Annotated in this window: 19 protein-coding genes; 15 read left to right on the plus strand and 4 right to left on the minus strand. The window is 72.8% G+C overall.

Going from position 1 to position 25048, the window contains the following annotated elements; all coding sequences use genetic code 11:
* Window positions 1-62: 62 nt before the first annotated feature.
* The 3 genes from ACIQPR_RS06930 to fusA all read left to right on the plus strand — a co-directional run bounded on the left by ACIQPR_RS06930 (window position 63) and on the right by fusA (window position 7279).
* On the plus strand, window positions 63-3944 hold the full coding sequence (locus ACIQPR_RS06930) for a helix-turn-helix domain-containing protein (RefSeq protein ID WP_403643133.1): 3882 nt from the start codon (window positions 63-65) through the stop codon (window positions 3942-3944).
* A gap of 155 nt (window positions 3945-4099) precedes the next feature.
* Window positions 4100-4957 (plus strand): C40 family peptidase, encoded by an 858-nt coding sequence (locus tag ACIQPR_RS06935; protein WP_403643136.1) that lies wholly within the window; start codon window positions 4100-4102, stop codon window positions 4955-4957.
* Between the two features lie 267 nt (window positions 4958-5224).
* On the plus strand, window positions 5225-7279 hold the full coding sequence (fusA, locus tag ACIQPR_RS06940; RefSeq protein WP_403643139.1) for an elongation factor G: 2055 nt from the start codon (window positions 5225-5227) through the stop codon (window positions 7277-7279).
* A gap of 52 nt (window positions 7280-7331) precedes the next feature.
* Here the strand turns inward: fusA and ACIQPR_RS06945 are convergent, their stop codons facing one another.
* Window positions 7332-9113: a coagulation factor 5/8 type domain-containing protein gene (locus ACIQPR_RS06945; protein WP_403643142.1), complete on the minus strand. Its 1782-nt coding sequence runs from the start codon at window positions 9111-9113 to the stop codon at window positions 7332-7334.
* Window positions 9114-9330: 217 nt separating this feature from the next.
* On the opposite strand from ACIQPR_RS06945, the gene ACIQPR_RS06950 reads away from it, so the two are divergent.
* The 5 genes from ACIQPR_RS06950 (at window position 9331) to ACIQPR_RS06970 (ending at window position 14894) form a co-directional block, all read left to right on the plus strand.
* Window positions 9331-10647: an ABC transporter substrate-binding protein gene (locus tag ACIQPR_RS06950; RefSeq protein WP_403643145.1), complete on the plus strand. Its 1317-nt coding sequence runs from the start codon at window positions 9331-9333 to the stop codon at window positions 10645-10647.
* A gap of 8 nt (window positions 10648-10655) precedes the next feature.
* Window positions 10656-11651: a carbohydrate ABC transporter permease gene (locus ACIQPR_RS06955; RefSeq protein WP_403643147.1), complete on the plus strand. Its 996-nt coding sequence runs from the start codon at window positions 10656-10658 to the stop codon at window positions 11649-11651.
* Between the two features lie 13 nt (window positions 11652-11664).
* Complete coding sequence (locus ACIQPR_RS06960) at window positions 11665-12516, plus strand: carbohydrate ABC transporter permease (protein WP_403643150.1); 852 nt, start codon at window positions 11665-11667, stop codon at window positions 12514-12516.
* A gap of 38 nt (window positions 12517-12554) precedes the next feature.
* Window positions 12555-13913, plus strand: a complete 1359-nt coding sequence (locus ACIQPR_RS06965) for a GH1 family beta-glucosidase (protein ID WP_403643152.1) — start codon at window positions 12555-12557, stop codon at window positions 13911-13913.
* A gap of 138 nt (window positions 13914-14051) precedes the next feature.
* Window positions 14052-14894 (plus strand): alpha/beta fold hydrolase, encoded by an 843-nt coding sequence (locus ACIQPR_RS06970; RefSeq protein ID WP_403643155.1) that lies wholly within the window; start codon window positions 14052-14054, stop codon window positions 14892-14894.
* On the opposite strand, the gene ACIQPR_RS06975 is transcribed toward ACIQPR_RS06970, so the two are convergent.
* Window positions 14881-15273 (minus strand): SCO5389 family protein, encoded by a 393-nt coding sequence (locus tag ACIQPR_RS06975; RefSeq protein WP_403643158.1) that lies wholly within the window; start codon window positions 15271-15273, stop codon window positions 14881-14883. The two genes, ACIQPR_RS06970 and ACIQPR_RS06975, sit on opposite strands and share 14 nt — an antisense overlap.
* A 77-nt stretch (window positions 15274-15350) precedes the next feature.
* On the minus strand, window positions 15351-16298 hold the full coding sequence (locus ACIQPR_RS06980; protein ID WP_403643161.1) for an ATP-binding protein: 948 nt from the start codon (window positions 16296-16298) through the stop codon (window positions 15351-15353).
* Window positions 16299-16434: 136 nt separating this feature from the next.
* Between ACIQPR_RS06980 and ACIQPR_RS06985 the strand changes: the two genes are divergently transcribed.
* The 6 genes from ACIQPR_RS06985 (at window position 16435) to ACIQPR_RS07010 (ending at window position 22986) form a co-directional block, all read left to right on the plus strand.
* Window positions 16435-16971, plus strand: a complete 537-nt coding sequence (locus ACIQPR_RS06985; RefSeq protein ID WP_403643164.1) for a GNAT family N-acetyltransferase — start codon at window positions 16435-16437, stop codon at window positions 16969-16971.
* Window positions 16968-18485 (plus strand): ABC transporter substrate-binding protein, encoded by a 1518-nt coding sequence (locus tag ACIQPR_RS06990; protein ID WP_403643166.1) that lies wholly within the window; start codon window positions 16968-16970, stop codon window positions 18483-18485. Before ACIQPR_RS06985 ends, ACIQPR_RS06990 begins: the two co-directional genes overlap by 4 nt.
* A 3-nt stretch (window positions 18486-18488) precedes the next feature.
* Window positions 18489-20225: an ABC transporter permease subunit gene (locus ACIQPR_RS06995; protein ID WP_403643169.1), complete on the plus strand. Its 1737-nt coding sequence runs from the start codon at window positions 18489-18491 to the stop codon at window positions 20223-20225.
* Window positions 20226-20239: 14 nt separating this feature from the next.
* Entirely contained in the window at window positions 20240-21451 is a 1212-nt protein-coding gene (locus ACIQPR_RS07000; protein WP_403643171.1) for an MDR family MFS transporter, read from the plus strand.
* A gap of 146 nt (window positions 21452-21597) precedes the next feature.
* A complete protein-coding gene (locus ACIQPR_RS07005) occupies window positions 21598-22203 on the plus strand; it encodes a hypothetical protein (RefSeq protein WP_403643173.1) in 606 nt (201 codons plus the stop codon).
* Window positions 22204-22242: 39 nt separating this feature from the next.
* Window positions 22243-22986, plus strand: a complete 744-nt coding sequence (locus ACIQPR_RS07010; RefSeq protein ID WP_403643176.1) for a YcnI family protein — start codon at window positions 22243-22245, stop codon at window positions 22984-22986.
* A gap of 94 nt (window positions 22987-23080) precedes the next feature.
* On the opposite strand, the gene ACIQPR_RS07015 is transcribed toward ACIQPR_RS07010, so the two are convergent.
* A complete protein-coding gene (locus ACIQPR_RS07015) occupies window positions 23081-23851 on the minus strand; it encodes a CDP-alcohol phosphatidyltransferase family protein (protein ID WP_403643179.1) in 771 nt (256 codons plus the stop codon).
* Window positions 23852-23956: 105 nt separating this feature from the next.
* Here ACIQPR_RS07015 and ACIQPR_RS07020 point away from each other — a divergent pair, with 105 nt between their 5' ends.
* A complete protein-coding gene (locus tag ACIQPR_RS07020; protein ID WP_403643182.1) occupies window positions 23957-24937 on the plus strand; it encodes a zinc-binding alcohol dehydrogenase in 981 nt (326 codons plus the stop codon).
* The last annotated feature ends 111 nt before the right edge of the window (window positions 24938-25048 follow it).

Raw genomic sequence — 25048 nt, forward strand, 5'->3', positions numbered from 1 at the left:
CCCGCAGTAACCTGGGCATCCGCCGTCTCACGATCCGGACAGGCCATGCCAGGGGGGACGCCTTGGGGGATCAGCACCACGACCACGCGGGCGCCGACCGGTCCGACCAACCGGCAGGCACCGCACAGGCCACACCGTCCTTTCCCGCGCAGCTACGCCGGCTGCGCCGGGAGCGCGGACTGTCGCTGGCCGATCTCGCACGTCAGACGCACTACAGCAAGGGCTATCTCAGCAAGATCGAGACCGGCGTCAAGCGGGCCACGGTCGACGTGGCCCGCCAGTGCGACCACATCCTGCGCGCCGACGGCGAGCTGCTCCGCCTGGTGCGGGAGACGGGACCGGCCGAGCGCGGCGCCGGCGCGGCCACCGACACCTCCGAGCCCGCCTGTCCGTATCGCGGACTGTCCGCGTTCACCCCGCAGGACGCGGCCTGGTTCTTCGGCCGGGAACGGTCCACGGCCGCGCTCGTCGAGCGGGTCTTCCAACGCGTCGGCGGCGGACCGCTGTTGCTCGTCGCCCCGTCCGGGGCCGGCAAGTCCTCGCTCCTGAACGCCGGACTGATCCCGGCGCTGCGCCGCCCCGGCGGCTTCCCGATGCCCGGTGCCGAGCGCTGGCCGGTGGTCGCCCTGACCCCCACCGTGCATCCGCTCGACGAACTCCTCGAACGGACGGCGAAGGCCCTCGGCAGCGATCTCCACCTCACCGCGCGGGAGTTGACCGAGCGGCCCGAGGCCCTGCTGGAAGCGGTCCGGGCCCGCTCCGAAGGCGCCCCGCCCGGGCCCGACGGGCGCCGCCCGCCGCCGGTCCGCCCGGTGCTGCTGGTCGACCAGTTCGAGGAACTCTTCACCCTCTGCTGCGACGACAGCGAGCGACGGGCCTTCGTCCGGGTGCTGCGCGCGCTGTCCACCGGCGGCCCGGACCCCGCCGTCGTCGTGCTCGGCTTACGCGCCGACTTCACCGGCCGCTGCCTCGAACTCCCCGAACTCGCGCCGGTGTTCACCGACGGACTGTTCGTCCTGCTGCCCATGTCCGTGGCGGAACTGCGCGAGTCCATCACCCGCCCCGCCGAACTCGCCGGCATCACCCTCGAACCCGGTCTGGTCCCCCTCCTCCTGCGCGACGCGGGCCTGCGCGAGGACCCCGGCACCGAGCCGCACAGCGCCACCCCCGACACGAACCCCTCCGACACCACCCCCTCCGGCGCCCTGCCCCTCGTCTCGCACGCCCTCCTCGCCACCTGGCAGCAGCGCGAGGACACCACCCTCACCGTCGCCGGGTACGAGCGCACCGGAGGCATCCAGGGCGCCGTCGCCCGCACCGCCGAGACCGTGTTCGCCCAGCTGTACCCGGCCGAACAGCACACCATCCGGCGGGTGTTGTCACGTCTCGTCCGCGTCTCCGACGAGGACACCGCCGCGACCCGCCGCCGCGCCGGCCGCAGCACCCTGATGGAACAACTCGCCGACGCGGACGCCGCCTCGGCCGCCCTCGACGTCTTCGTCCGGGCCCGGCTCATCACCGTGGACCGGGACACCGTCGAGATCACCCACGAGGCGCTGCTGCACGCCTGGCCCCGGCTGCGCGACTGGATCCACGCCGACCGCGCCGGACTCCTCATCCACCAGCAACTCGCCCACGCCGCCGCCGAATGGGAGCGCGAGGACCACGACCCGTCCGCCCTCTACCGCGGCACCCGCCTCGACACGGTCCGCTCCTGGGCCGACGACCTCGACGGCCGCAGCCGCCTCGGCCCCCGCGAACTCGCCTTCCTCCAGGCCAGCCAGACCGAGGAGGACGCACGACAGCAACTGGCGCGACGTCAGATCCGGTTCCGCCAGGCCCTGTTCGCGACGCTCGCCGTCCTGCTGGGCCTCGCGCTCACCGCCGGAGGCCTCGCCTACCAGCAGCGCGCCGGCGCCCTCGACCAGGAACGCGTCGCACGCTCCCAGGCACTCGCCGTGCAGTCCACCTCCCTGGCCGGCGGCCGGCCCGAGGCGTCCATGCTGCTCGCCGAGGAGGCCTACCGCGCCGACCGCACCCCCGAGGCCCGCGGCGCCCTGCTGAGCACCCAGGCCCAGGCGTTCTCCGCCCGCCTCGTCGGCCGGCACGGGCCGGTCAACGCCGTCGCCTTCGCACCCGACGGCCGCTTCCTCGCGACCGGCGGCGCGTACGGCGCCGTACAGCTGCGCCGTATCGCCGACCGCCGGACGACCGCCACGCTCCCGGTGCCCGGACGGGTCCGCTCGGTCGCCTTCAGCCCCGACGGCTCCACCCTCGCGGCGACCTCGTCGGACGGGCCGGTTCGGATCTGGGGCGCCACCGACCACCGGCTGCGGACCCTGCTGCCCGCGGCCACCACCGGCGCCCGCGCGCTCGCCTTCGACCCGCGCGGCCATACCCTCGCGGTCGCCGGGGACGGTGGAACGGTCCAACTGTGGGACATCGACGCCGACCGCCCCACCGTGGTGCGGCTCGTCGGGCACACCGGCCGGGTCAACACGCTGGCCTACGCCCCGGGCGGCCGGACCCTCGCCTCGGGCGGCTCCGACCGGACCGTACGCCTGTGGGACACCGACCGGGGACGGCCGCTCGCCGTGCTCAGGGGGCACACCGACGAAGTGCTCGGGGTGGCGTTCGCGCCGGACGGGCGGAGCGTGGCCTCCGGGGGCGTCGACCGGACCGTACGCCTGTGGGACGTGGCCTCGGACCGGTCCACGGCGACGCTGACCGGCCACAGCGACGACGTCAACGCGGTCACCTTCACGCCGGACGGCGCGACGGTCGTCAGCGCGGGCGGCGACGGCACGACCCGGCTGTGGGACGTGCGGACGGGCCGGCCGGTCGCGGTCCTCGCCGGGCACACCGACTACGTGATGTCCGTCGCCGTCGACTCCACCGGGACGACGCTCGCCACCGGCGGCTTCGACCAGTCGGTGGTGCTGTGGGACCTGCGCGGCCCGGTGCTGACGGCCCGTCCCTTCACCGAGGTCTCGCAGTCCGCGTACAGCCCGGACGGAAAGCTTCTCGCCGCCGCCGGCGCCGACCACACCGTACGGCTGTGGGACGTGGCCCGGCGCCGGCTCGTGACCACGTTCACGGGCCATCACGAGAGCGTGTTCTCGGTGGCGTTCGCGCCGGACGGACGGACCCTCGCGTCGGCGGGCTCGGACGGCACGGTCCGGCTGTGGGACGTCCGTTCGCACCGCGCGCTCGCGACCCTCACCGGCCACACCGGCGACGTGTTCTCGGTGGCGTTCGCGCCCGACGGCAGGACCCTCGCCTCGGCGGGCGCCGACCGCACGGTCCGCCTCTGGGACGTCGCCGGCCGCCGTCAACTCGCCGTCCTCGACGGCCATACGGACTCCGCCAACGATGTCACGTTCAGCCCCGACGGCCGCACGCTGGCCAGCGCGGGCGACGACCTGACCGTCCGCCTCTGGGACACCGCGACCCACCGCCCGCTCGCCACCCTCACCGGCCACACCGGCGCGGTGCGGGGCGTGGCCTTCAGCCCCGACGGCCGCACCCTCGCGAGCAGCGGCAACGACGGCACCGTCCGCCTGTGGGACGTCCGCCACCGCCGCTTCGAGGCCTCCCTGACCGGCCACACCGGCTCCGTGCGCGGCCTCGCCTTCTCCCCGGACGGCACGCTCCTCGCCAGCAGCGGCAGCGACCGTACGGTCCGGATCTGGGACGTCGCCGGGCGGCGGCCGTGGGCCACACTCACCGGGCACACGAACGCGGTCTGGGGCGTCGCGTTCGCACCCGGCGGGGGGACCCTCGCGAGCAGCAGCAACGACGGGACCGTACGACTGTGGGACCTCGACCCGGCCGCCCAGCTCACCCGGATCTGCCGGCTGCGCGGGGCGATCGGCCCCGAGGAGCGCAGGACGCTCATGCCGGGTCTGCCCGTGTCCCGCACCCCCGCCTGTGTGAAGCACTGAGCGCCGATGGTCGACTCCCGCAGGTGGGAGGGGGTTTCCCAAGGGTTTCCCGTTGCCTCTCGGGGTGGGGTGACGCCGGGTCCTCGACCGGCCCGGCCCGGGTCGGCAGGCTGGTGCACGACCACTTGCGGATCACAGAAATCGGGGGTCCCGGCATGCTCCGGCGGACCGGAATCATCGGCACACTCATCGGACTACTCGCCCTCCTCCTCTGGGCGCCCGCGGCCCTCGCGGTCCCGGCCGCACCGGCGACGGGCGGCTGCGGGGTCCTCGCACCGGGCGCCTCGGCCGCCGCGCGGAACGCGATCGCCGCGGCCTGCGCGCAGGTCGACGCGAACACCTGGTACAGCTGGGGCGGCGGCCACGGGGACACACCGGGCGCCACCCTCGGCCACTACGACGGCCACGACGAGGCCAGCAGGCAGGACGGCGAGCGGGTCGGCTTCGACTGCTCGGGCCTGGTCCGCTACGCCTACGCGCAGGCCGCCGGCTCCGACATCCTCGACGGCGACGCGAGCGGGCAGTACTACACGACCCGCGCCGCCGCCCGCTTCACCGCCGCCCAGGGCGAGGCCCCGCTGCTGCCCGGCGACCTGCTCGCCTACGGCGACTCCGCCGACCTCCACCACATCGCGATCTATCTCGGCGCGGGCAAGATGGTCGAGGCCCGGCAGTCCGGCACCCATGTGATGGTCAGTGATGTGCGCCTGGGCGGCGACTACTTCGGGGCCGTCCGCGTCAACACCGGCGCGGTGACCGGGCATGTCTTCCAGACCTGGGGCACCGGCGTCTGGACGAAGACCGCACCCTCCGCCGGCGCCGCGCGCGTCTACGCCTTCCCCGGTCCGACCGGCATCCGCGTCGAGTGCCAGAAGCACGCCGAGACCGTCACCTCCGACGGCTACACCAACGACGCCTGGGCCTACCTGCCCGACTACCAGGCGTGGATGACCAACATCTACATCCAGGGCGCGGCCTGGCTGGACGGCGTCCCCACCTGCACCACCCGATAAATACCGCGCTCCGCACCCCGGGCTTCCCTACACTCGCCACATCCGTCGACGAGTGAGGGGAGCCCGGCCGTGTGTCACACCACCGCTGTCCCCGCTCCCCGCTCCCGGTACGAGGTGATCCTCGTGTCTCGGCTCCTCCGGTGCCCGCCGCGCGGCCGGTACCGGAACACCCGTGCCGTGACAGCTTTCTGACGCTGCGTCAACTGCCTTGCTCCGCACGGGAATCGCGCCGCCCTGCACGGAATCACTCTCGAAAGGCCACGGGCCGTGCGCACCGAACGCCCTGTCACCAACCCGCTCACCGCCGTCCGCAACCTGGGCATCCTCGCCCACGTCGACGCCGGGAAGACCACCGTCACCGAGCGGTTCCTCTACCTCACCGGCGGCACGCACAAGCGCGGCGAGGTCCACGACGGCACCACCGTCACCGACTTCGACCCCCAGGAACGCGACCGCGGCATCACCATCTTCGCGGCGGCCGTCAGCTGCGCCTGGGACGGGCACCGCGTCAACCTGATCGACACCCCGGGGCACGTCGACTTCGCCGACGAGGTGGAGCGTTCGCTGCGCGTCCTCGACGGCGCCGTCGCGGTGTTCGACGCCGTCGCGGGCGTGGAGCCGCAGAGCGAGTCGGTGTGGCGGCAGGCCGACCGGTACGGCGTGCCGCGCATCGCCTTCGTCAACAAGCTGGACCGCGCGGGCGCCGACCTCGACACGGCCGTCGCGTCGATCCGCGCACGGCTCCATCCGGCGCCGCTGGTCGTGCAGTTGCCGATCGGCGCGGAGGACGGCTTCACCGGAGTCGTCGACCTGCTGCGGCTGAGGGCGCTGGTGTGGACGGACCCGGACGGCCCGATGGCCGAAGTCCCGGTGCCGGACGACCTGTTGGCGGAGGCGCGACACCGTCGGCGGCTGCTGGAGGAGGCGGTCGCGGAACTGCATCCGGGCGCGCTGGAGGAGTTCTGCGCCCGATCCACCCTGTCCGCCGGGGCGTTGGGCTCGGCACTGCGCGACCTGACCCGCACCGGCGACGGTGTGGTCGTGCTGTGCGGCTCGGCCTACCGCAACCGGGGCATCGAACCGCTGCTGGACGCCGTGGTGGCGTATCTGCCCTCGCCCTTGGATGTGCCCCCGGTGCGGGGGACGTACGACGGCGGCGAGCAGGAGCGGCCGGCCGATCCCCAAGCCCCGCTGTCCGCGCTGGCGTTCAAGGTGAGCGCGGCGGGGACCGGGCGGCTGACCTGTCTGCGGATCTATTCGGGAACGATCGAGAGGGGGGACACGGTGTGGGATCCGGGCACGCGGCGCACCGAGCGGATCGGGCGGATCCTGCGGGTGCAGGCCGACCGGCACGAACGGCTGGAGCGGGCGGTCGCCGGGGACATCGTCGCCGTGGCCGGACTCAAGTCCGTCCGCGCCGGCTCGACCCTGTGCGCCCCGGACGCCCCGATCCTCCTCGAACCGCCCGCGGTCGCCGACCCGGTGGTGTCCGTGGCGGTCGAGGCGCGCCGCGGCACCGACACCGACCGGCTGACGTCCGCCCTGGCCCGGCTCGCCGAGGAGGACCCCTCGCTGGTCGTGCGCACCGACGCCGAGACCGGCCAGACGGTCCTGTCCGGCATGGGCGAACTGCACCTGGAGGTCGCGGTGGAGAAGATCCGCCTGGCCACCGGGGTCGAGGTCGACGTCGGCCGCCCCAGGGTCGCCTACCGGGAAACCGTCGTGCGCGGGGTGTCCGGGACGGTCTTCCGGCATGTCAAACAGGACGGCGGGGCAGGGCAGTTCGCGCACATCGTCCTCGACGTCGAACCGTTGGAGGGACCCGGTTTCGAGTTCCGCTCGGCGGTCGTCGGCGGGCGCGTGCCGCAGGAGTACGTCCGCTCGGTGGAGGCCGGGTGCCGTGACGCCCTCACCGAGGGGCCGGTCGGCGGCTTCCCGGTGACCGGGCTGCGCGTGACGCTGACCGACGGGGCGACCCATGTGAAGGACTCCTCGGAGCAGGCGTTCCGCACCGCGGGCCGGCTGGGTCTGCGGGAAGCCCTCCGCGCGTGTACGACGGTCCTGCTCGAACCGGTCGTCGAGGTCACCGTCACCGTCCCCGAGGACGCGGTCGGCGGTGTGCTCGGCGATCTCGCCGCCCGGCGCGGACGGATCACCGGCTCGACGGCCCGGACGGGTTCGGCGACCGTCACGGCGACCGTGCCGCTGGCCGAACTCTTCGGCTACGCGACGCGGTTGAGGAGCCGGACGCAGGGCCGGGGCACGTTCACCGCCCGGCCGACGGGTTACGCGCCCGCGCCGGGAGCGGTGACCGTCCGGTGACGGTGGCGGGTGCGGGCCGAAGGGGGAGCTTCGGCCCGCACCCGCCACGACCTCAGGGGTACGACACCACCGTGGACGGGACCGTCGACGTGCCCGAGGTCGCCGCTCCCGTCTCGTTGACGACGTGTTCGTACTGCCCCTGCCCGCCGAGCGAGACGACGAGCAGGTCGTGGAACCTCACGCCCGGACGGTTCGGCGCCGCGAAGCCGTTGTGCTGCACGATCGTCGGGTCGACGTTGTAGTAGCAGTAGCTGCCGAGGCCCCAGCCTTCGTGCGTCGTCACCTGGGAGCCGACCTTGTAGGCCGCGTACCCCTTGACCGGGCCGTTCTGGATCGCCGCCTGGTTCGGGGCGTCGTAGGCCTTCTCGTTCTGGAAGAAGATCGTGCGGCCCCGCTCGCCGTTCCACTGCACGTCGTACTTGTTGAAGTGCTCGACGAACAGGCCGGTGGCGAGGACGTCGGCGCCGCCCACCACGAGGCCGTAGTCGGCCCGGTTGGTGTCCCAGCCGACGCCCGTGCCGTGGTCGGCGCGCCAGAGCCAGGTGTGGTCGACGATGGTGTGCCGGTTGTTGACGACCATGCTGGTGGTGGCCCGGCCGGCGCCCGCGCCGCCGATCCGGACGAACACGTCCTGCACGGTGGTCGGGTTGGCGGAGTGGTCCGTCGTGGTGCCCGAAGGACCCACCTCCAGCAGGGTGTTGGAGGTGACCGGGCCCGCGTCGATCAGGAAGCCCGCGAGGCGCACGCCGTCGACGTCGGCCGTCCTGAGGGCGGTGACCCCGTTGTCGGGGACGAGAGTCGCGTAACCCAGGCCCAGCACGACGGTGTTCGCGCGGTTCACCTGGATCGGCCGGTCCAGGTGGTAGATGCCCGGCGTCAGCAGGAGGTGAAGCCCTTGCGCGAGCGCCTGGTTGAGGGTGGCGGCCGTGACGCCCGGCTTCGCGACGTAGAACTGCGACAGCGACAGCGAGGTGCCGCGCGGGGTGCCGTTGCCCCAGGTGACACCACTGGAGTTGGTGCGCTTCGCGGGCAGGAAGACGCGGTACTCGCCGCCGTTCAGGTACAGGAAGGGCTTCTCGCGGGAGACCGGGGTGGTGGCCAGCGTGGTGTACACCGGGTCGGGGAAGCCCTGCGCGGGAGCGCCCTGCACGCCCGAGAAGACCATGTTCCAGACGCCGTTGAGCCAGCCGCCGATCGCGCTGTCCCGGGTGTACCACTGCTGCTGCGAGTACGGCTGGACCTGGCCGTCGATCCGGCTGTCGGCGATGTAGCCGCCGCTGGCCCAACCGTAGCCGCTGGGCGCCAGGTTGAGGTTGCCGCGCACGTGGATACGGCGGAAGGGGGCCGCCTGAGCCACGGCCCACCGGTTGGTTCCGCTGACCGGGACGAGCGCGAGGTTCTCCGCCGAACGCCAGAAGTTCTGGGTGGCGTTGCCGTTGAACCAGCCCGCGTCGACGGTGACGTCGCCGTTGATGGTGGTGTCGTCGGGGGAGAGGCCGAGGCCCGCGATCGAGGTGTAGAAGCCGAGTTGGGCGTTGAGCCCGGAGTAGGTGCCGGGCTTGAGGAGGAAGGCGTAGCGGCCGGTGCCGAACTGGGCGCTCTCCTGCTGGGCGAAGACCTGGTCGAGCCGGGCCTGGATGCCGGGCGTCGACGGGTCGAAGACGATGACGTTCGGGCCGAGGTCGCCACCGCCGGGCAGGGCGCGCGGTGCCGCGGCGGTCCGGCCGGCGGGGGTCCGGGTCGCGGGGGCGGCGGAGGCGGTGGCGGGCAGTCCGGCCACGGCGGACACGGCGGCGGCCGTGCCGAGGACGGCTCTGCGGGGAACTGGGGTCATGTCGCGGCTCTCCTTGCTCATCGTTCATGAAATGAACGCCGGTGGGGTTGGGAGCGCTCTCTCGCGGGGGAATGCTTCAGGTCCGTGAACGCGGCCGTCAAGAGGTACGACCGAGTTCGACGAGTGGCGTCCAAACTCTTGACGCCTCCACCTTCCGAGGTTTAACTCACGTCCTAAATTAAGTCGTGAGTGCATTCCCTGAAGGGACATCCGGAGTATGCGCAGCATCCGAGCCGCGGCCGTAGGCGCCGTCACCATGTCACTCGCCCTGGCGGCCACGGCCTGCGGAGGCGGTTCGTCCACGGGTGGGGGATCCAACGACTCGCCCAAGACGCTCACCTACTGGGCCTCCAACCAGGGCGCCAGCATCGCGATCGACAAGAAGGTCCTCCAGCCCGAACTGGACAAGTTCAAGAAGCAGACCGGCATCACGGTCAAGCTGGAGGTCGTGCCCTGGTCCGACCTGCTCAACCGCATCCTGACCGCGACCACGTCCGGCCAGGGCCCCGACGTCCTGAACATCGGCAACACCTGGAGCGCCTCCCTCCAGGCCACCGGCGCCTTCCTGCCGTGGAACGCGGCCAACTTCGCGAAGATCGGCGGCAAGGACCGCTTCGTCGACTCCGCGCTCGGCTCCACCGGCGCCACCGGCAAGGACCCGGCCGCCGTCCCGCTGTACTCGATGGCCTACGCGCTCTACTACAACAAGCAGATCTTCGCCGACGCGGGCATCTCCCAACCCCCGGTCACCTGGGCCGAGTTGGTCGCCGACGGCAAGAAGATCCAGGCCAAGGGCAAGCAGGTCCTCGGCGCCGAGGGCGCCAACGTCTCCGAGAACATCCACCACACCTTCGTCTTCGCCAAGCAGCACGGGGCCGACTTCTTCACCGCCGACGGCAAGGCCGACTTCACCAACGACGGGGTGGTGGCCGCCGTCAAGCAGTACGTCGACCTGATGGCCACGGACAAGGTCATCCCGGTCGGCAACGCCGAGTACGCGCAGAACCAGTCCGTCAGCGACTTCGCCAAGGGAAAGACCGCGATGCTGCTGTGGCAGTCCGCGTCCGCGAACCTCAAGTCCCAGGGCATGAGCGAGAGTTCGTACGGCATAGCCCCCGTCCCCGTGCAGTCCGGCACCCCCGGCACGGGTTCGCAGGTCAACTCGATGGTGGCCGGCATCAACCTCGCCGTCTTCAAGAACACCGACAACCTCGACGGCTCCACCCGGTTCGTGAAGTTCATGACGAGCGACGCCGAGCAGCAGATCCTCAACACCGCCTACAGCTCCATCCCGCCGGTGAAGGCGGCACAGCAGGACACGGCGTTCAACACCCCGGCGAACTCCGTCCTGAAGAACACCCTCGCCACCAGCGCCGCCGCGCTGCCGCAGGTCGCCGACGAGTCGCAGTTCGAGACGGCGGTCGGCACCGCCGTCAAGAACCTGTTCGCCGACGCCGCCGCCGGACGCGCGGTCACCACCGCCACCGTCAAGGCGGAACTCGAAAAGGCCCAGCAGCAGATGCCGGCGAAGTGAGCGCGACCGTGACGAGCACTGTCACCCCGGAGGCCGCCGTGCGGAAGACCCCTTCCGACCCGGCGGCCCCCGGCCCGCGCCGCCGGCGCGGCGAACGGATCCGCCGGATCGGACTGCCCTACCTGCTGCTCCTGCCCGCCCTGTTCCTCGAACTCCTGGTCCACCTGGTGCCGATGGTCATCGGCATCGTCATGAGCTTCAAGGAACTCACCCAGTTCTACATCCGCGACTGGGGCACCGCGCCCTGGTCCGGGTTCGGCAACTACAAGGTGTCGGTGGACTTCAGCGCCCCCGTGGGCAAGGCGCTGCTGCACTCCTTCTTCGTCACCGTCGCCTTCACCCTGCTCTCGGTCGGCCTGTGCTGGCTGATCGGCACGGTCGCCGCGGTCTACATGCAGGACACCTTCCGCGGCCGGGGCCTCCTGAGAGCGCTCTTCCTCGTCCCGTACGCGCTGCCGGTCTACGCGGCCGTCATCACCTGGGTGTTCATGTTCCAGCACGACAACGGCCTGGTGAACCACGTCCTGCACGACCAGCTGCACCTCACCGACAAGCCGTCGTTCTGGCTGATCGGCGACAACAGCTTCTACGCGCTGCTGGTCGTCTCGGTGTGGAAGGGCTGGCCGTTCGCCTTCCTCATCGTGATGGCGGGCCTCCAGAACATCCCCAAGGAGCTGTACGAGGCGGCCTCCATCGACGGCGCGGGCCGCCTCCAGCAGCTCGGCCGCATCACCCTGCCGTCGCTGCGCCCGGTCAACCAGGTGCTGGTGCTCGTCCTGTTCCTGTGGACGTTCAACGACTTCAACACGCCCTACGTCCTGTTCGGCAGGTCGGCGCCCGAGTCCGCGGACCTCATCTCGGTGCACATCTACCAGGCGTCGTTCGTCACCTGGAACTTCGGCACCGGATCGGCGATGTCGGTCCTGTTGCTGCTGTTCCTGCTCGTCGTCACCGGCGGGTATCTCGTGCTCACCTCACGCGGACGGAAAACGGCCGATGCCTAGTCACCCCCCGGCCATGGCCTCACCCATGGCACCGCCCCGCTCCTTCGTCTGGTCGCGGCGGATCTTCCTCACCCTGCTCACCGGCTTCGTCCTGGTGCCGGTGTACGTCATGCTCTCCAGCTCCCTGAAACCGCTCTCGGACGTCACGGGCGAGTTCCGCTGGCTGCCGAGCGGGCTCACGGTCCGCCCGTACATCGACATCTGGTCCACGGTCCCGCTCGCGAAGTACTTCATGAACTCGCTGGTCGTGTCCGTCGCCGCGACCCTGTGCTCGGTGGTGATCGCGGTCTTCGCCGCGTACGCGGTCAGCCGCTACGAGTTCCGCGGCAAGCGCGTCTTCACGGTCACCGTCCTGTCGACGCAGATGTTCCCGGGCATCCTCTTCCTCCTCCCGCTGTTCCTCCTCTACGTCAACATCGGCAACGCCACCGGCATCGCCCTGTTCGGCTCGCGCGGCGGCCTGATCCTGACGTATCTGACCTTCTCGCTGCCCTTCTCCATCTGGATGCTGATCGGGTACTTCGACTCCGTCCCCAAGGACCTGGACGAGGCGGCGCTGGTGGACGGCTGCGGCCCGCTCGGCGCGCTGCTGCGGGTCGTCGTACCGGCCGCGATCCCCGGCATCGTCGCGGTCGCCGTCTACGCCTTCATGACCGCGTGGGGAGAAGTCCTCTTCGCCTCCGTCATGACCAACGACTCCACCCGCACGCTCGCCGTCGGACTCCAGGGCTACTCCACGCTCAACGACGTGTACTGGAACCAGATCATGGCCGCCTCGCTGGTCGTCAGCGTGCCCGTGGTCGCCGGCTTCCTGCTGCTCCAGCGCTATCTCGTCGCCGGGCTGACGGCGGGCGCCGTCAAGTGAACCCTTCCCCCGATTCCCCTCACCGCAAAGGGACTTCAGTGACCATCGATTTCGCCGCACTCCCGCACGACTTCCTGTGGGGCACGGCCACCGCCGCGTACCAGATCGAGGGAGCCGTCGGCGAGGACGGACGTTCGCCGTCGATCTGGGACACCTTCTCGCACACCCCCGGCCGGATCGCGAACAACGACAACGGCGACATCGCCTGCGACCACTACCACCGCTGGCGCGAGGACATCGGCATCATGCGTCAACTCGGCGCCAACGCCTACCGGTTGTCGATCGCCTGGCCCAGGGTGGTGCCGGGCGGCGACGGCCCGGTGAACCCCAAGGGCCTCGCGTTCTACGACGAGTTGGTCGACGGACTCCTCGAAGCGGGCATCACGCCCTCCGTCACCCTCTACCACTGGGACCTGCCCCAGGCCCTCCAGGACCGCGGCGGCTGGCCCGAGCGCGCGACCGCCGAGCACTTCGCCGCCTACGCCTCGGTCGTCGCCGACCGCCTCGGCGACCGCGTCACCTACTGGACGACCCTCAACGAGCCGTCCTGCTCGGCCTGGATCGGCCACCTCGAAGGCACGATGGCACCGGGTTGGACCGATCTCACGGCCGCCGTCCGCGCCTCCTACCACCTGCTGCTGGGCCACGGCCTGGCCGCCCAGGCCATCCGTGCCGCCGCCCCCGACGCCCAGGTCGGCATCGTCAACAACCTCTCCACGGTGCACCCCGCCAGCGACCGCGACGAGGACGTCCGTGCCGCCCGCAGGCAGGACGGCCATGTCAACCGCTGGTGGCTCGACCCGGTCCACGGCCGCGGCTTCCCCGCCGACATGGTCGAGACCTACGGCGTCGAACTCCCGGAACAGCCCGGCGACTTGGCGACGATCGCCGCCCCGTTGGACTGGCTCGGCCTGAACTACTACTTTCCGGCGACCGTCGCCGACGACCCCACCGGCCCCGCCCCCCACACCCGCGCCGTGCGCCGCCCCGGTGTCCCGCGCACCGGCATGGACTGGGAGATCGACGCCTCCGGCATCGAGACCCTGCTGCTGCGCCTCACCGAGGAGTACGCCCCCCGCCGGATCCATGTCACGGAGAACGGCTCGGCGTTCCCCGACGTCGTACGCCCCGACGGCACCGTCGACGACCCGGAGCGCCAGGACTACCTGGTCCAGCACCTCGCCGCCTGCGCCTCCGCGGCCCGCAAGGGCGCCCCGCTGGGCGCCTACTTCGCCTGGTCGCTGCTCGACAACTTCGAGTGGGCCTACGGCTACGAGAAGCGCTTTGGACTGGTCCACGTCGACTACGACACCCAGGTCCGCACGATCAAGGGCTCCGGCCACCGGTACGCGGACATCATCCGCGACCACCGCAGCCGGGCCCGCCGCGCGGCCTGACCGGGACAGCTCCGGTGGGTGTGAGCGGGGGAGCCCGCACCCATCGGAGCCCGCACTCATCGGGGCCCGCGCCCATCGGGACCCGCACGCACCGGAATCCGGTTGCCGCGCGTCCCGCCCCCTGACACCCTCGCGCCCATGCCGACCTTCACCGCACCCGACGGAACCCGTCTCGCCGCGCACGCCTCCGGCGACGGCCCGCCCCTGGTCTGTCTGCCCGGCGGGCCGATGCGGGACTCGGCCTATCTCGGCACCCTCGGCGGTCTCACCGCCCACCGGCGGCTGATCCGGCTGGACCTGCGGGGCACGGGCGCGTCGCAGGTGCCCCGCGACGAGGCGTCGTACCGCTGCGACCGGCTCGTGGCCGACGTCGAGGCGCTGCGCGTCCACCTGGGACTGGACCGGATGGATCTGCTGGCGCACTCGGCCGGGGCCAACCTGGCCGCGCTGTACACGGCCCGGCACCCGGACCGGGTGGCCCGGCTGACGCTGGTCGCTCCCAGCGTCTACGCGGTCGGCATCGAGATCAGTGCCGAGGACCGGCTCGCGGTCGCGCGGCTGCGCGGGCGCGAACCGTGGTTCGCCCCCGCGTTCGCCGCCCTGGAGGAGATCACCGCCGGCCGGGCCACCCCCGACTCCTGGCAGGCCATCGCGCCCTTCGCGCACGCCCGTTGGGACGAGACGGCGCGCGCCTTCGAGGAGGCCGACGCGAAGGAGAAGAACCCGCGGGCGGCGGCCGGCTACGCCGCCGAAGGCGCCTTCAGCCCGGCCGACACCCGCGCCGCGCTGGCCGGTTTCACCTCCCCGGTGCGCGTTCTCGCCGGGGAGTTCGACATCTCCGCCCCGCCGCAGGTGATGGCCCGGTACGCGGAACTGTTCCCGAACGCCGAGTTCGTCGTCCAGCCGGGCGCCGGGCACATGCCGTGGCTGGACGACGCCGAGCGGTTCCTCGCGTCGGTCCTGCCGGTCAGCAGTCCCTGAACTCCGGTGACTGGTTCAGCACTTGGGAGCGCAGCGAGGTGAACTTGGCGTAGGTCTCGCCGTCCCGCGCGGCCGGCCGGAACGCGGCCACCCGGTGGCAGTTCTGGAAGGCGAGCGCCACCCCGAAGTGGCGCTCCAGGCTGCCCCGGATCGCGTCGCTGGCCAACGCCCGCAGCAGCTGGCCGCGTTCCCTCTCGGACGGCGGCGGGGTCTGGTTGTCGGTGAACTCGGCCGTGCCGTCGCGGAGTTCGGCGGCGAGCGCGGCGACGAGGTCGTAGGCGTACGGCAGGGACGTGCGGACCGTGTCCACGAAGTCCGCCTCGCGGATGTCACCGTGCTCGGCTGCGGCGAGGAGCTTCGGGGAGACGTCGAGAGACATGAGAAGAGGTGTCCTGTCGGGTAGGTGGTGAGTGGTGAGTGGTGAGTGGTGAGTGGCGAGTGGTGAACGGGTGAGGGTCAGGCCAGGGCGGGCGGGCCCGGTACATAGCCCGGGTCAACCTGGGCGGCCAGGTCCAGGCCGGTGGCCCGGTCCGCCCAGGCGCGCGCGTTGCGCAGATGGAACTCGACGGCGTGGCGGTGCAGGGCGGCCCAGTCCCGGGGGCAGGAGTCCACGGCCTCGCGCAGCACCCGCAGGGCGTGCGTGTTGTGCGGTTCCAACTCGCCCTGCGTACGGCCCTGTTCGGCGGCGCGGACGGCGGGGGAGTGGACCAGGTGGGTCAACAGGTCGTCGCCCACCTCCTGTTTGAGGAAGAGCAGGTCGTCCTCGCCGGTCACCTTGTTGCCGATCACGGCGATCCGGATCCCGAACTCCCGCGCGTGGTCCCGGTACTGGCGGTAGACGCTGACGCCCTTGCGGGTGGGTTCGGCCACCAGGAAGGTGAGGTCGAAGCGGGTGAACAGGCCGGAGGCGAAGGCGTCGGCGCCGGCCGTCATGTCGACCACCACGTACTCGCCGGGGGTGTCGACGAGGTGGTTCAAGTACAGCTCCACCGCGCCGAGTTTGGAGTGGTAGCAGGCCACCCCGAGATCGCTCTCGGTGAATTCGCCCGTCACCATCAGCGGTACGTCACCGGCCCGGACCACGTGCCGGGCGTGCACCTCGTCGTCGCCGAGCAGCCGCAGCAGACGTGAGCCGCGCCCCGGCGGGGTGGTCTTGATCATGGCCTCGCGGGAGGCGACGCGCGCGTTGGTGCCGCGCAGGAAGTCCTTCAGCTCGCCGAGGCGGGCGCCGAGCGGCGGGGCGAGGACAGGGGCGCCGTCCGGGGCCAGGGCCTCGGCCAGGTGCTGGTTGATGTCGCCGTCGATGGCGAGCACGGGCGCGCCGGAGCGCGCCAGGTGGCGGGCGAAGAGGGCCGAGAGCGTGGTCTTTCCGCTGCCGCCCTTGCCGACGAACGCGACGCGCACTACCGGTCCGCCGCTTTCGCGGTTTTGAAAATGAATGTCATGTGGCTAGGTTTTAGGGGCTGGCCCCAGGGCTGTCAAATCGAGAGCGATCACATGCGTGATCAAGAGTGGGAGTCTTAATGCATATGATGTGCAAGTGCTTGACTACTGCATCAGGGCGGCAGGCCCGGACGACGTCGACGGTGCGCGTGCCGTGATGCTCGACACCGTCTACCGCGACTTCGCCACCGGCTACGTGCCCCGCTGGCACGCCGACATCATCGACCCGGCCGCCGCCTATCTCGCCCCCGAACGGCACACCCTCCTCGTGGCCCTCGACCCGGCCGACGAGCAGATCGTCGCCACCGCCGCGCTCGACTCCCGTGGACCGGTCCACCCGCCGAACCCGCGCGAACTCGCCGAGCGCTACCCCTGCGGCGAGACCGCGCAACTGCGCCGGGTCTACGTCCGCCCCGCGCACCGCCGCCGCGGCCTCGCCCGGCACCTCGTCGCCGAACTCCTCGCCTTCGCCGCGGCGGACGGCGGCTACCGCGCCGCGTATCTGCACACCGATCCGGCCGTCGCGGGCGCCGAGGCCTTCTGGCGCTCGCTCGGCACGGTGGTCCACGACGAACGCGACGACGCGGGCGGCGGACAGGGAATCGTCCACTTCGAACTGGCGATGGAGCGATGACCGTGCCGCGACGACGACGCACCCGCCCCACCCGACTGCTCCTCGCCCTCGCGCTCGCCCCGCTCCTCACCGGCTGCTTCGCCTCCGCCGGTGAGGAGAGCGGGGAACAGACGACCGGGAAGTCCGGTTCCCGGCTGCGGGTCGCCCTCGCGTTCCCGCCCGCGGAGAACCTCTCCCCGTACGGCGCCGACGCCACCATCCTCAGCCGGCTCGGCGTCACCGAGGGCCTGACCTCGCTGGACGCCAACGGCGCCGCCGCCCCCGCGCTCGCCCGCTCCTGGCAGCGCGAGAGCGACCGCCGCTGGACCTTCACCCTGCGCGAGGCCACCTTCCAGGACGGCACCGAGGTCACCCCGGCCCGCGTGGCCGCCGCCCTCACCCACGCCACCGAGGCCAAGCCCGCCCCCGCCGCCCTCTCCGGCGTCACCCTCACCGCCGAACCCGCGGGCGGCGACCGGATACGCGTCACCACCGACGCCCCCGATCCCGTCCTGCCGTTGCGCCTCGCCGGACCCGCCCTCGCGGTCCTCTCCCCGAAGGCGTACGAGACCAAGGGCCGCGTCGACCCCGTCGGCACCGCCACCGGCCCCTTCGAGATCACCGAGGTCACCGGCTCGACGGCCGCCACCCTCGACCGCTTCGACGACTACTGGGGCGGCCTCGCCCACGCCACCGGCATCGACGCGCGCTTCATCGCCGACGGCACCGCCCGCACCAACGCGCTGCGCACCGGGCAGGTCGACATCGCCGAGGCGATACCCGTCGCCCAGGCCGCGACCCTCGACGGCGCGGTCCGCCGCGAGACCGCGACCACCCGCACCACGAGCCTCCACCTCAACACCCGCACCGGCCCGTTCAAGGACCCGGCGCTCAGGGCCGCCGCCCGCGCGGCCCTCGACACGGGTGCCCTGGCCAAGGGTGTCTACGAAGGTCACGCCGACGCCGGCACGGGCATCTACGGCCCCGCCGTCACCTGGGCCGCAGGCCTGCGCGAACAGCCCCTCGGCCGGGCGAAGCCGGCCACGGCGGACGGCACGGCGATCACCCTCGCCACCTACGACAACCGGCCCGAACTGCCCGAAGCAGCGCAGGTGTTGAAGCAGCAGCTGGAAAAGGCCGGATTCCGGGTCGAGTTGGTGGTGCGCGAGTACTCGCGGATCGAGAGCGACGCGCTGGCCGGGAAGTTCGACGCGTTCGTCGCGGCCCGCAACTCCCTGCTGGACACCGGAGATCCGGTCGCCGTGCTCGCCGGCGACTACACCTGCGACGGCGGCTACAACCTCGCCCTCCTGTGCGACCAGGACGTCGACCGGGCCGTGGCGAAGGCCGAGGCCGCCACCGACACCTCCGCGCGCCAGAGTGCCGCGATGGCGGCCGAGGCCGCGATCCTCGGCACCGACGCGATCGTGCCGCTCGTGCACCAACGCGTCGTCACCGGCGTCGGCGCCTCCGTCGAGGGCGTCCTCCTCGACCTGTACGAGCGCACCCTCGTCGGCACCGGAACCCGGCGCTGAACCATGCCGCACCGCACGACCGCGCCGCTGTGGCGCGCCCTGCTCGCGGCCGGACTCGTGTGCGCCGTGGGCCTGTTGCCCTGGCTCTCGCGCACCGACCCGGCGCTCACCGTCCTCAGGGCGCGGTCGGCGGAACGCGACCCCGACCCCGAGGTCCTCGCCGCCATCCGCGCCCAACTCGGCCTCGACGACGGCCCGTTGCGACTTCTCGGGCGCTGGCTGGCCGGTCTGCCGCGCGGGGACGCCGGGCGTTCGTGGATCTCCGGCGACGAGGTCATGCCGGGGGTGCTGCACGCGCTGGGCGCGTCCCTGCTGCTGATGGCCGCGGCCCTCGTGGTGGCCGTGGTCACCGCCGGGCTGGTGTGCGCCCGCACCCTGCGGCGGGCGGGGGCCGGGGCCGGGGCGGTGCGCCGGGGCGGCTCCGGGTCCGCCGTGCTCGCCGCGCTCCCCGAGTTCCTGATCGCGTCCGTGCTGGCCACCGTCGTCGGGGTGCAACTGGGCTGGCTGCCCGCGCTCGGGTGGTACGGGCCGCGGTGGACCGTACTGCCGGCGCTCGCCCTCGGGCTGCCCGCCGGGGCCGTCATGGGGCGGCTGCTCGACGACCTGCTGCCCGGTGCCCTCGCCGAGCCGTGGGCGCGGGCCGCCGTCGCGCGGGGGCTGCCCCGGCGGCGCATCGCCCGGCAGGCCGTACGGCGGTGTCTGCCCGGACTGCTGCCGAACCTCGGGCTGTTCGTCGTCGGGCTGACCGGCGGGGCCGTCGCCGTCGAGCAGCTCTTCGACATCCCCGGCCTCGGCCGGACGACGCTCCAGGCCGCCCTCGCCCAGGACCTGCCCGTGCTCCAGGCCGGCACCCTCGCCCTCCTCCTGCTCGCCGCCCTCGCCGCCGGACTCTCCCGCACCGCCACCCACCTCCTCGTCGGCCCCGCCCTCCGGGACGGCTCCCTCCCCTCCCTCCACGGCCCCACCCCCGCACCCGCACGAACCCCGCCCCTCGTCTACGGCTGCCTCCTGCTGGGCGTTCTCGCGCTCGGCCTGCCCCGCGACCCCCTCGCCCTGGACACCGGGCTGCGCCTCCAACACCCCACCTGGGCCCACCCGTTCGGCACCGACGCGCTCGGCCGCGATCTCCTCGCGCGGATCGCCCACGGAGCCCTCGACACCCTCCTGCTCGCCCTCGGCATCAGCGCCGTCGCGCTCGTGACCGGCGTCCTGCTCGGACTGCTGCCCCGGCTGTCCGGACCGCTCGCCGACACGCTGAACGCCGTACCGCCCGTCCTCGCCGCCCTGTTGGTCACCGCCGTGGCCGGCGGCGGGAGCCGTACGCCCGCCCTCGCCGTGGCCGTGGTGGCGTGGACCCCCCTCGCCGCGCACACCTCCGCGCTGCTGCGGCAGGAACGCGCCACCCTGCACATCACCGCCAGCCGGGCCCTGGGCGCGGGCCGCCTGCATCTCCTGCGCCGTTCGCTGCTGCCCGCCGTGCTGCCGCCCGTCACCCGGCACGCCCTGCTCCGGCTGCCCGGTGTGGCCCTCGCCCTCGCCTCGCTCGGCTTCCTCGGCCTCGGCGCCCAGCCGCCCGCCCCCGAGTGGGGCCTCCTCCTCGCCGAGAACCAGCCCTACGCCGAACGCGCCCCCTGGGCCGTCCTCGCCCCCGCCGCCGTCCTCGCCCTCCTCGGCGCCCTCGCGGTGACGGCGGCGGGCGGCCTGCGCGCCGCCGGGCAGAGCTCGTCGGCGGCCCGGTGAGCGCGCCTAGCGGCGTGCGGACGCCGCTCCCGCCCCTGCTCCGGCTGCTGATCCTCACCCAACTCGCCTTCAACGTCGGCTTCTTCGCCGTACTGCCGTTTCTCGCCGAGCACCTCGCGGACGTGATCGGCATGGCGGGCTGGCTCGTCGGACTGGTGCTCGGGCTGCGGACCTTCAGCCAGCAGGGGCTGTTCGTGGTCGGCGGGGCCCTGGCCGACCGGTACGGAGTGCGGCCCGTGGTGCTCGCCGGGTGCATGCTGCGGATCGCCGGGTTCGGCTGGCTCGGATACGCCGAACACACCCCCTCGGTCGTGGCGGCCGTGCTGCTCATCGGGTTCGCCGCCGCGCTCTTCTCCCCGGCCGTGGAGTCGGAGGTCGCCCGGCAGGCCGTCGAGTGGGAGGCGGCGGGCGGCGGCCAACGGGCGCGTGTGCTCGCGCTGTTCACCGTCGCGGGTCAAGCCGGCGCGTTCGTCGGGCCGTTGCTCGGCGCGCTGCTGCTCGCGGTGGACTTCCGGGTGGCGTGTCTCGCCGGGGCCGGGATCTTCGTGCTGGTGCTCGCGGGGCACGCCTGGCTGCTCCCGCAGCACATCCCCGGGCGCACACGCGTCACGGAGCGCGGCGGCCTACGCGCCCTGCTGCGCAACCGGCCCTTCCTGGCGCTGTGTTGTGCCTACGGCGCCTACCTCCTCGCCTACAACCAGCTCTATCTGGCCCTCCCCGCGGAGGTCGAGCGCGCGGCGGGCTCGCAGGCACCGCTGGCCTGGCTGTTCGCGCTGTCCTCGCTGCTGGTGGTGACCGCGCAGCTGCCGGTCACCCGCTGGGCCGGGACCCGGCTCGATCCGCGCCGGTCCATGGCGGCCGGGCTGCTGCTGATCGCCGCGGGATTCGCCGCCGTGGCCGTCGCCCGACCCGCCCAACTCACCGGTACCACCGGGCTGTTGCCCGCCGCCGTCCTTGTCGTGCTGCTCACCCTGGGCCAGATGCTGATCGCCCCCGTCGCCCGCGCCTGGATCCCCGACCTCGCCGAATCCGGCCGCCTCGGCCTCTACACCGGGGCCCTGTCCTCCGTCTCCGGGCTCGTCGTGCTCGTCGGCAGCGCGGCCACCGGCACGCTCCTCGACACCGCGCTGCCCGCCGCCGTTCCCTGGCTGGTGCTCACCGCCGTCCCCGTCGCGGCGATCACGCTGCTGCCCCGCACCGGCGCCCCGGCCGACGTATCCCGGTAAATCGCCGCATCCGCGCACGAGAGGGCCCACCCGCGCTGAACGCCCCACGCGTCACCGCCGTACCAAGCCATGAACCAGATATGAGCTGCCCCCTAAACAGCCATCGACGGCTGCGGCGGCAGCGGCCCGTGGGAGGATCCGTCACCATGAGCGCGTCCCCGGCGGTACGGAGCCTGCGCGCCGCGGTGTTCGCCGCGGTGTGCGTGCTGCTGGCTGCCGCCGGACACGGGCTCGCCACCGGCGCGACACCCCCGCTGTGGGCGGACGGTGCCGGATTCCTCGCCGTGTTCGGCATGGGCTGGCTGCTCGGCGGGCGGGAACGGTCCCTGTCCGGCATCGGCGCCGCGATGCTCGCCACCCAGGCGGGACTGCACGTCGGCTTCGGCCTCGCGCGGCCCCGGGCCGCGATGGCGATGGCCGGGATGTCCACCCTGCCGGGGCACTCCATGGCCGCCATGCGGCCGACGCAGGCGATGACCCCGCACGCGGTGGCCGCGCACGTCGTCGCCGCACTCGTCGCGGCCTGGTGGCTGCGGCGCGGCGAGGCCGCGCTGTGGTCGCTGCTGCGCTGGGCCGTCGCCCTCGTGCCGGGCCTGGCCGCCTGGTGGCGGGACGCCCCCGCCCCGCTGCCCGCCCGCACCGCGGGCCGCCCCGGACGCACCGCCGCCGACGCGGCCCCCGCCCGCCAGCTCCTGCTGCGGCACGCGGTCAGCCGCAGAGGCCCGCCGGTCCCGGTTCCGTACCCGGTCTGACCACCCAACGTCCTTTTCCCGTACGGAGATCACCTCACCATGTCCGCACACCGCACCACCCTGCGCCGCGCAGGCACCGTCGCAGCGCTCGCCACCGCCGGAGTCCTGGCCGCCGCCGGCGTCGCCTCCGCGCATGTCACCGTCCACCCCGAGAGCTACGCCAAGGGAGCCACGGACGGTGTCATCACCTTCCGGGTCCCCAACGAGGAGGACAAGGCCAGCACCACCAAGGTCCAGGTGTACCTGCCCACCGACCACCCCGTCCTCGGCGTGCTGGTCACCCCGCAGAGCGGCTGGACCGCGAAGGTCACCACCAGCAAGCTGAAGACGCCGGTCAAGACCGACGACGGCACCATCACCGACGCCGTCTCCGAGATCACCTGGACCGGCGGGAAGATCGGCGCCGGGCAGTACGAGGACTTCAATATCGCCTTCGGCCAACTCCCCGACGACACCGACCAGTTGACGTTCAAGACGCTCCAGACCTACTCCGACGGCGATGTCGTGCGCTGGATCGAGGAGGCCGCGCCGGGCGACGACGAGCCGGAGAACCCCGCGCCCGTCCTCAAGCTCACCGCGAAGGGCGCCGAGGACGGCGACCAGACCCCGGCCGCCTCCGCCTCGACGGCGGCCACCGCCACGAAGACCACCTCGGCCTCCTCGGCGGGTTCCGACAGCGACTCCACCGCCCGCGGACTCGGCATCGCCGGGCTGGTCGTCGGCGTCCTCGGCCTCGCGGCCGGCGCCTTCGCCGTCGTACGCAGCCGCTCCCCGCGGCCGTAGCCCCCGCGCCGTTCATGGCGTAGGAGCACCACCGCACGCCGAAGGGCCCGGATCCACCACCTGGTGGTCCGGGCCCTTCCGGTGGGAACCGGTGCTACCGCGCGGCCAGTTCGAGGACCTTCTCCTCGGCCGGGGTCCCGGCGACGGCGGCGGTGCGGGAGGTGCGCCACAGCCACAGCACGTCGCGGCCGAAGGACCACACCAGCGTGGTGAGCGCGAGGGTCACCACGGCGAGGTTGGCCGCGTGCGGGAGCAGGTCCGAGCCCGCCAGCAGCAGCAGGATGCCCTGGGTGGCGGCGACCGTCTTGCGGGCCGTGCTCGGCGGCAGCGGGGCGTTCAGCCACAGCCAGACGCGGGCGGCGGCCACGAACACGTACCGCATGGCGCCGATCAGCAGCACCCACGGGCCGAGCTGCGCCGACACGTACACGCTCAGGACGAGGATCAGGAACGCGTCGACCTCCATGTCGAAGCGCGCGCCCAGCGCCGTGGAGGTCCCGGTGCGGCGGGCGACCTTGCCGTCGACGCCGTCCAGGATCAGCGCCACCGCCGTCAGCCCGACCAGCAGGGTGACCGGGGGCGAGCTCTCGAAGGAGTCCGCGACCAGCGCGGTCACCCCGCCGACCAGGATCGCGCGGCCGAGCGTGACCCGGTTGGCCGGGCCGAACGTCCGCGTCCGCGACCTGTGCAGGGCCTGCGAGAGCACCGCCCAGGTGGCGATCGCGAACGCGAGTCCGGTCAGCCAGCCGGCCGGGCCCATCCCGATCGCCGTACCGAGCAACGCCAGCACCAGGATCTGAACGCCCGCTCCCACAGCGGTCTCCTGCTGGACCAGCCTTGCTTCGTATGTGTTGTTCAGGGCCACCGCACACCCTCCGGCCAGATGACAGAGTCGATCAACGCCGCGTACTGTGCGCGGCCTGTGGTTACCCGTACGTGAACAGCTTCCCGATCGTTCAGGAGGATTCCGATGAAACGCACCGCGAGGGCGTTCTGGATCGGCTCCCCGGGTCACGGCGAGATCCGTGACGTGCTCCTGCCGGACCCGGCCGAGGACGAGGTCCTGGTCCGTTCCCTGTGGTCGGGCGTCAGCCGCGGCACCGAGACCCTGGTCTTCCGCGGGGGAGTCCCCGAGAGCCAGCACGCGGTGATGCGGGCACCGTTCCAGGAGGGCGACTTCCCCGGCCCGGTCAAGTACGGCTACCTCAACGTCGGGGTGGTGGAGGAGGGCCCGGCCGCGCTGCTGGGCCGTACCGTCTTCTGCCTCTACCCGCACCAGACGCGCTACGTCGTCCCCGCGAGCGCCGTCACCCCGGTGCCCGACGCGGTGCCCGCCGGGCGGGCCGTGCTCGCCGGGACCGTGGAGACCGCCGTCAACGCCCTGTGGGACGCCCGGCCGCTGATCGGCGACCGGATCGCGGTCGTCGGCGGCGGGATGGTCGGGTGCTCGGTGGCCGCGCTGCTGGCCCGCTTCCCGGGCACCCGCGTGCAGTTGGTGGACGCCGACCCGGCGCGCGCCAAGACCGCCGAGGCACTCGGCGTCGGCTTCGCGCCGCCCGCGGACGCGCTCGGCGCGTGCGACCTCGTCGTGCACGCCAGCGCCACCGAACAGGGCCTCGCCCGCGCGCTGGAACTCCTCACGCCCGAGGGGACGGTCCTCGAACTGAGCTGGTACGGCGACCGGAAGGTGAGCCTCCCGCTCGGCGAGGCCTTCCACTCCCGGCGCCTGGTCATCCGCAGCAGCCAGGTCGGCACCGTCTCCCCGAACCGCGCCGACCGCAGCTACGCCGACCGCCTCGCCCTCGCCCTCGACCTCCTCGCCGACCCCGCGCTGGACGCGCTGGTCACCGGGGAGAGCGACTTCGAGGAGCTGCCGGACCTGCTGCCGAGGCTCGCCTCGGGAGAGATTCCGGCCCTGTGCCACCGGGTCGGGTACGCCGACATCGGCTGAGAACTGTTCAATTCCGTACGACAAGCACGTCTGACCTGAGAAAAGAGTGAGAGAGGGCTTGAACAGGGGGCAGCGTGCAGCCGTACTACACGGCATCCCCCGGCAGGGATC

It is taken from the genome of Streptomyces sp. NPDC091280 (assembly GCF_044768565.1).
Taxonomy (GTDB): domain Bacteria; phylum Actinomycetota; class Actinomycetes; order Streptomycetales; family Streptomycetaceae; genus Streptomyces.

Excerpts from the sequence above, each read along its gene's own strand:
- ACIQPR_RS06990 (WP_403643166.1), top strand. The coding sequence starts at position 16,968 with ATGACCGTGCCGCGACGACGACGCACCCGCCCCACCCGACTGCTCCTC.
- ACIQPR_RS06960 (WP_403643150.1), top strand. The coding sequence starts at position 11,665 with ATGGCCTCACCCATGGCACCGCCCCGCTCCTTCGTCTGGTCGCGGCGG.
- ACIQPR_RS06935 (WP_403643136.1), top strand. The coding sequence starts at position 4,100 with ATGCTCCGGCGGACCGGAATCATCGGCACACTCATCGGACTACTCGCC.
- ACIQPR_RS06975 (WP_403643158.1), bottom strand. The coding sequence starts at position 15,273 with ATGTCTCTCGACGTCTCCCCGAAGCTCCTCGCCGCAGCCGAGCACGGT.
- ACIQPR_RS07010 (WP_403643176.1), top strand. The coding sequence starts at position 22,243 with ATGTCCGCACACCGCACCACCCTGCGCCGCGCAGGCACCGTCGCAGCG.
- ACIQPR_RS06970 (WP_403643155.1), top strand. The coding sequence starts at position 14,052 with ATGCCGACCTTCACCGCACCCGACGGAACCCGTCTCGCCGCGCACGCC.
- ACIQPR_RS06945 (WP_403643142.1), bottom strand. The coding sequence starts at position 9,113 with ATGACCCCAGTTCCCCGCAGAGCCGTCCTCGGCACGGCCGCCGCCGTG.
- ACIQPR_RS07005 (WP_403643173.1), top strand. The coding sequence starts at position 21,598 with ATGAGCGCGTCCCCGGCGGTACGGAGCCTGCGCGCCGCGGTGTTCGCC.
- ACIQPR_RS07020 (WP_403643182.1), top strand. The coding sequence starts at position 23,957 with ATGAAACGCACCGCGAGGGCGTTCTGGATCGGCTCCCCGGGTCACGGC.
- ACIQPR_RS06950 (WP_403643145.1), top strand. The coding sequence starts at position 9,331 with ATGCGCAGCATCCGAGCCGCGGCCGTAGGCGCCGTCACCATGTCACTC.
- ACIQPR_RS06995 (WP_403643169.1), top strand. The coding sequence starts at position 18,489 with ATGCCGCACCGCACGACCGCGCCGCTGTGGCGCGCCCTGCTCGCGGCC.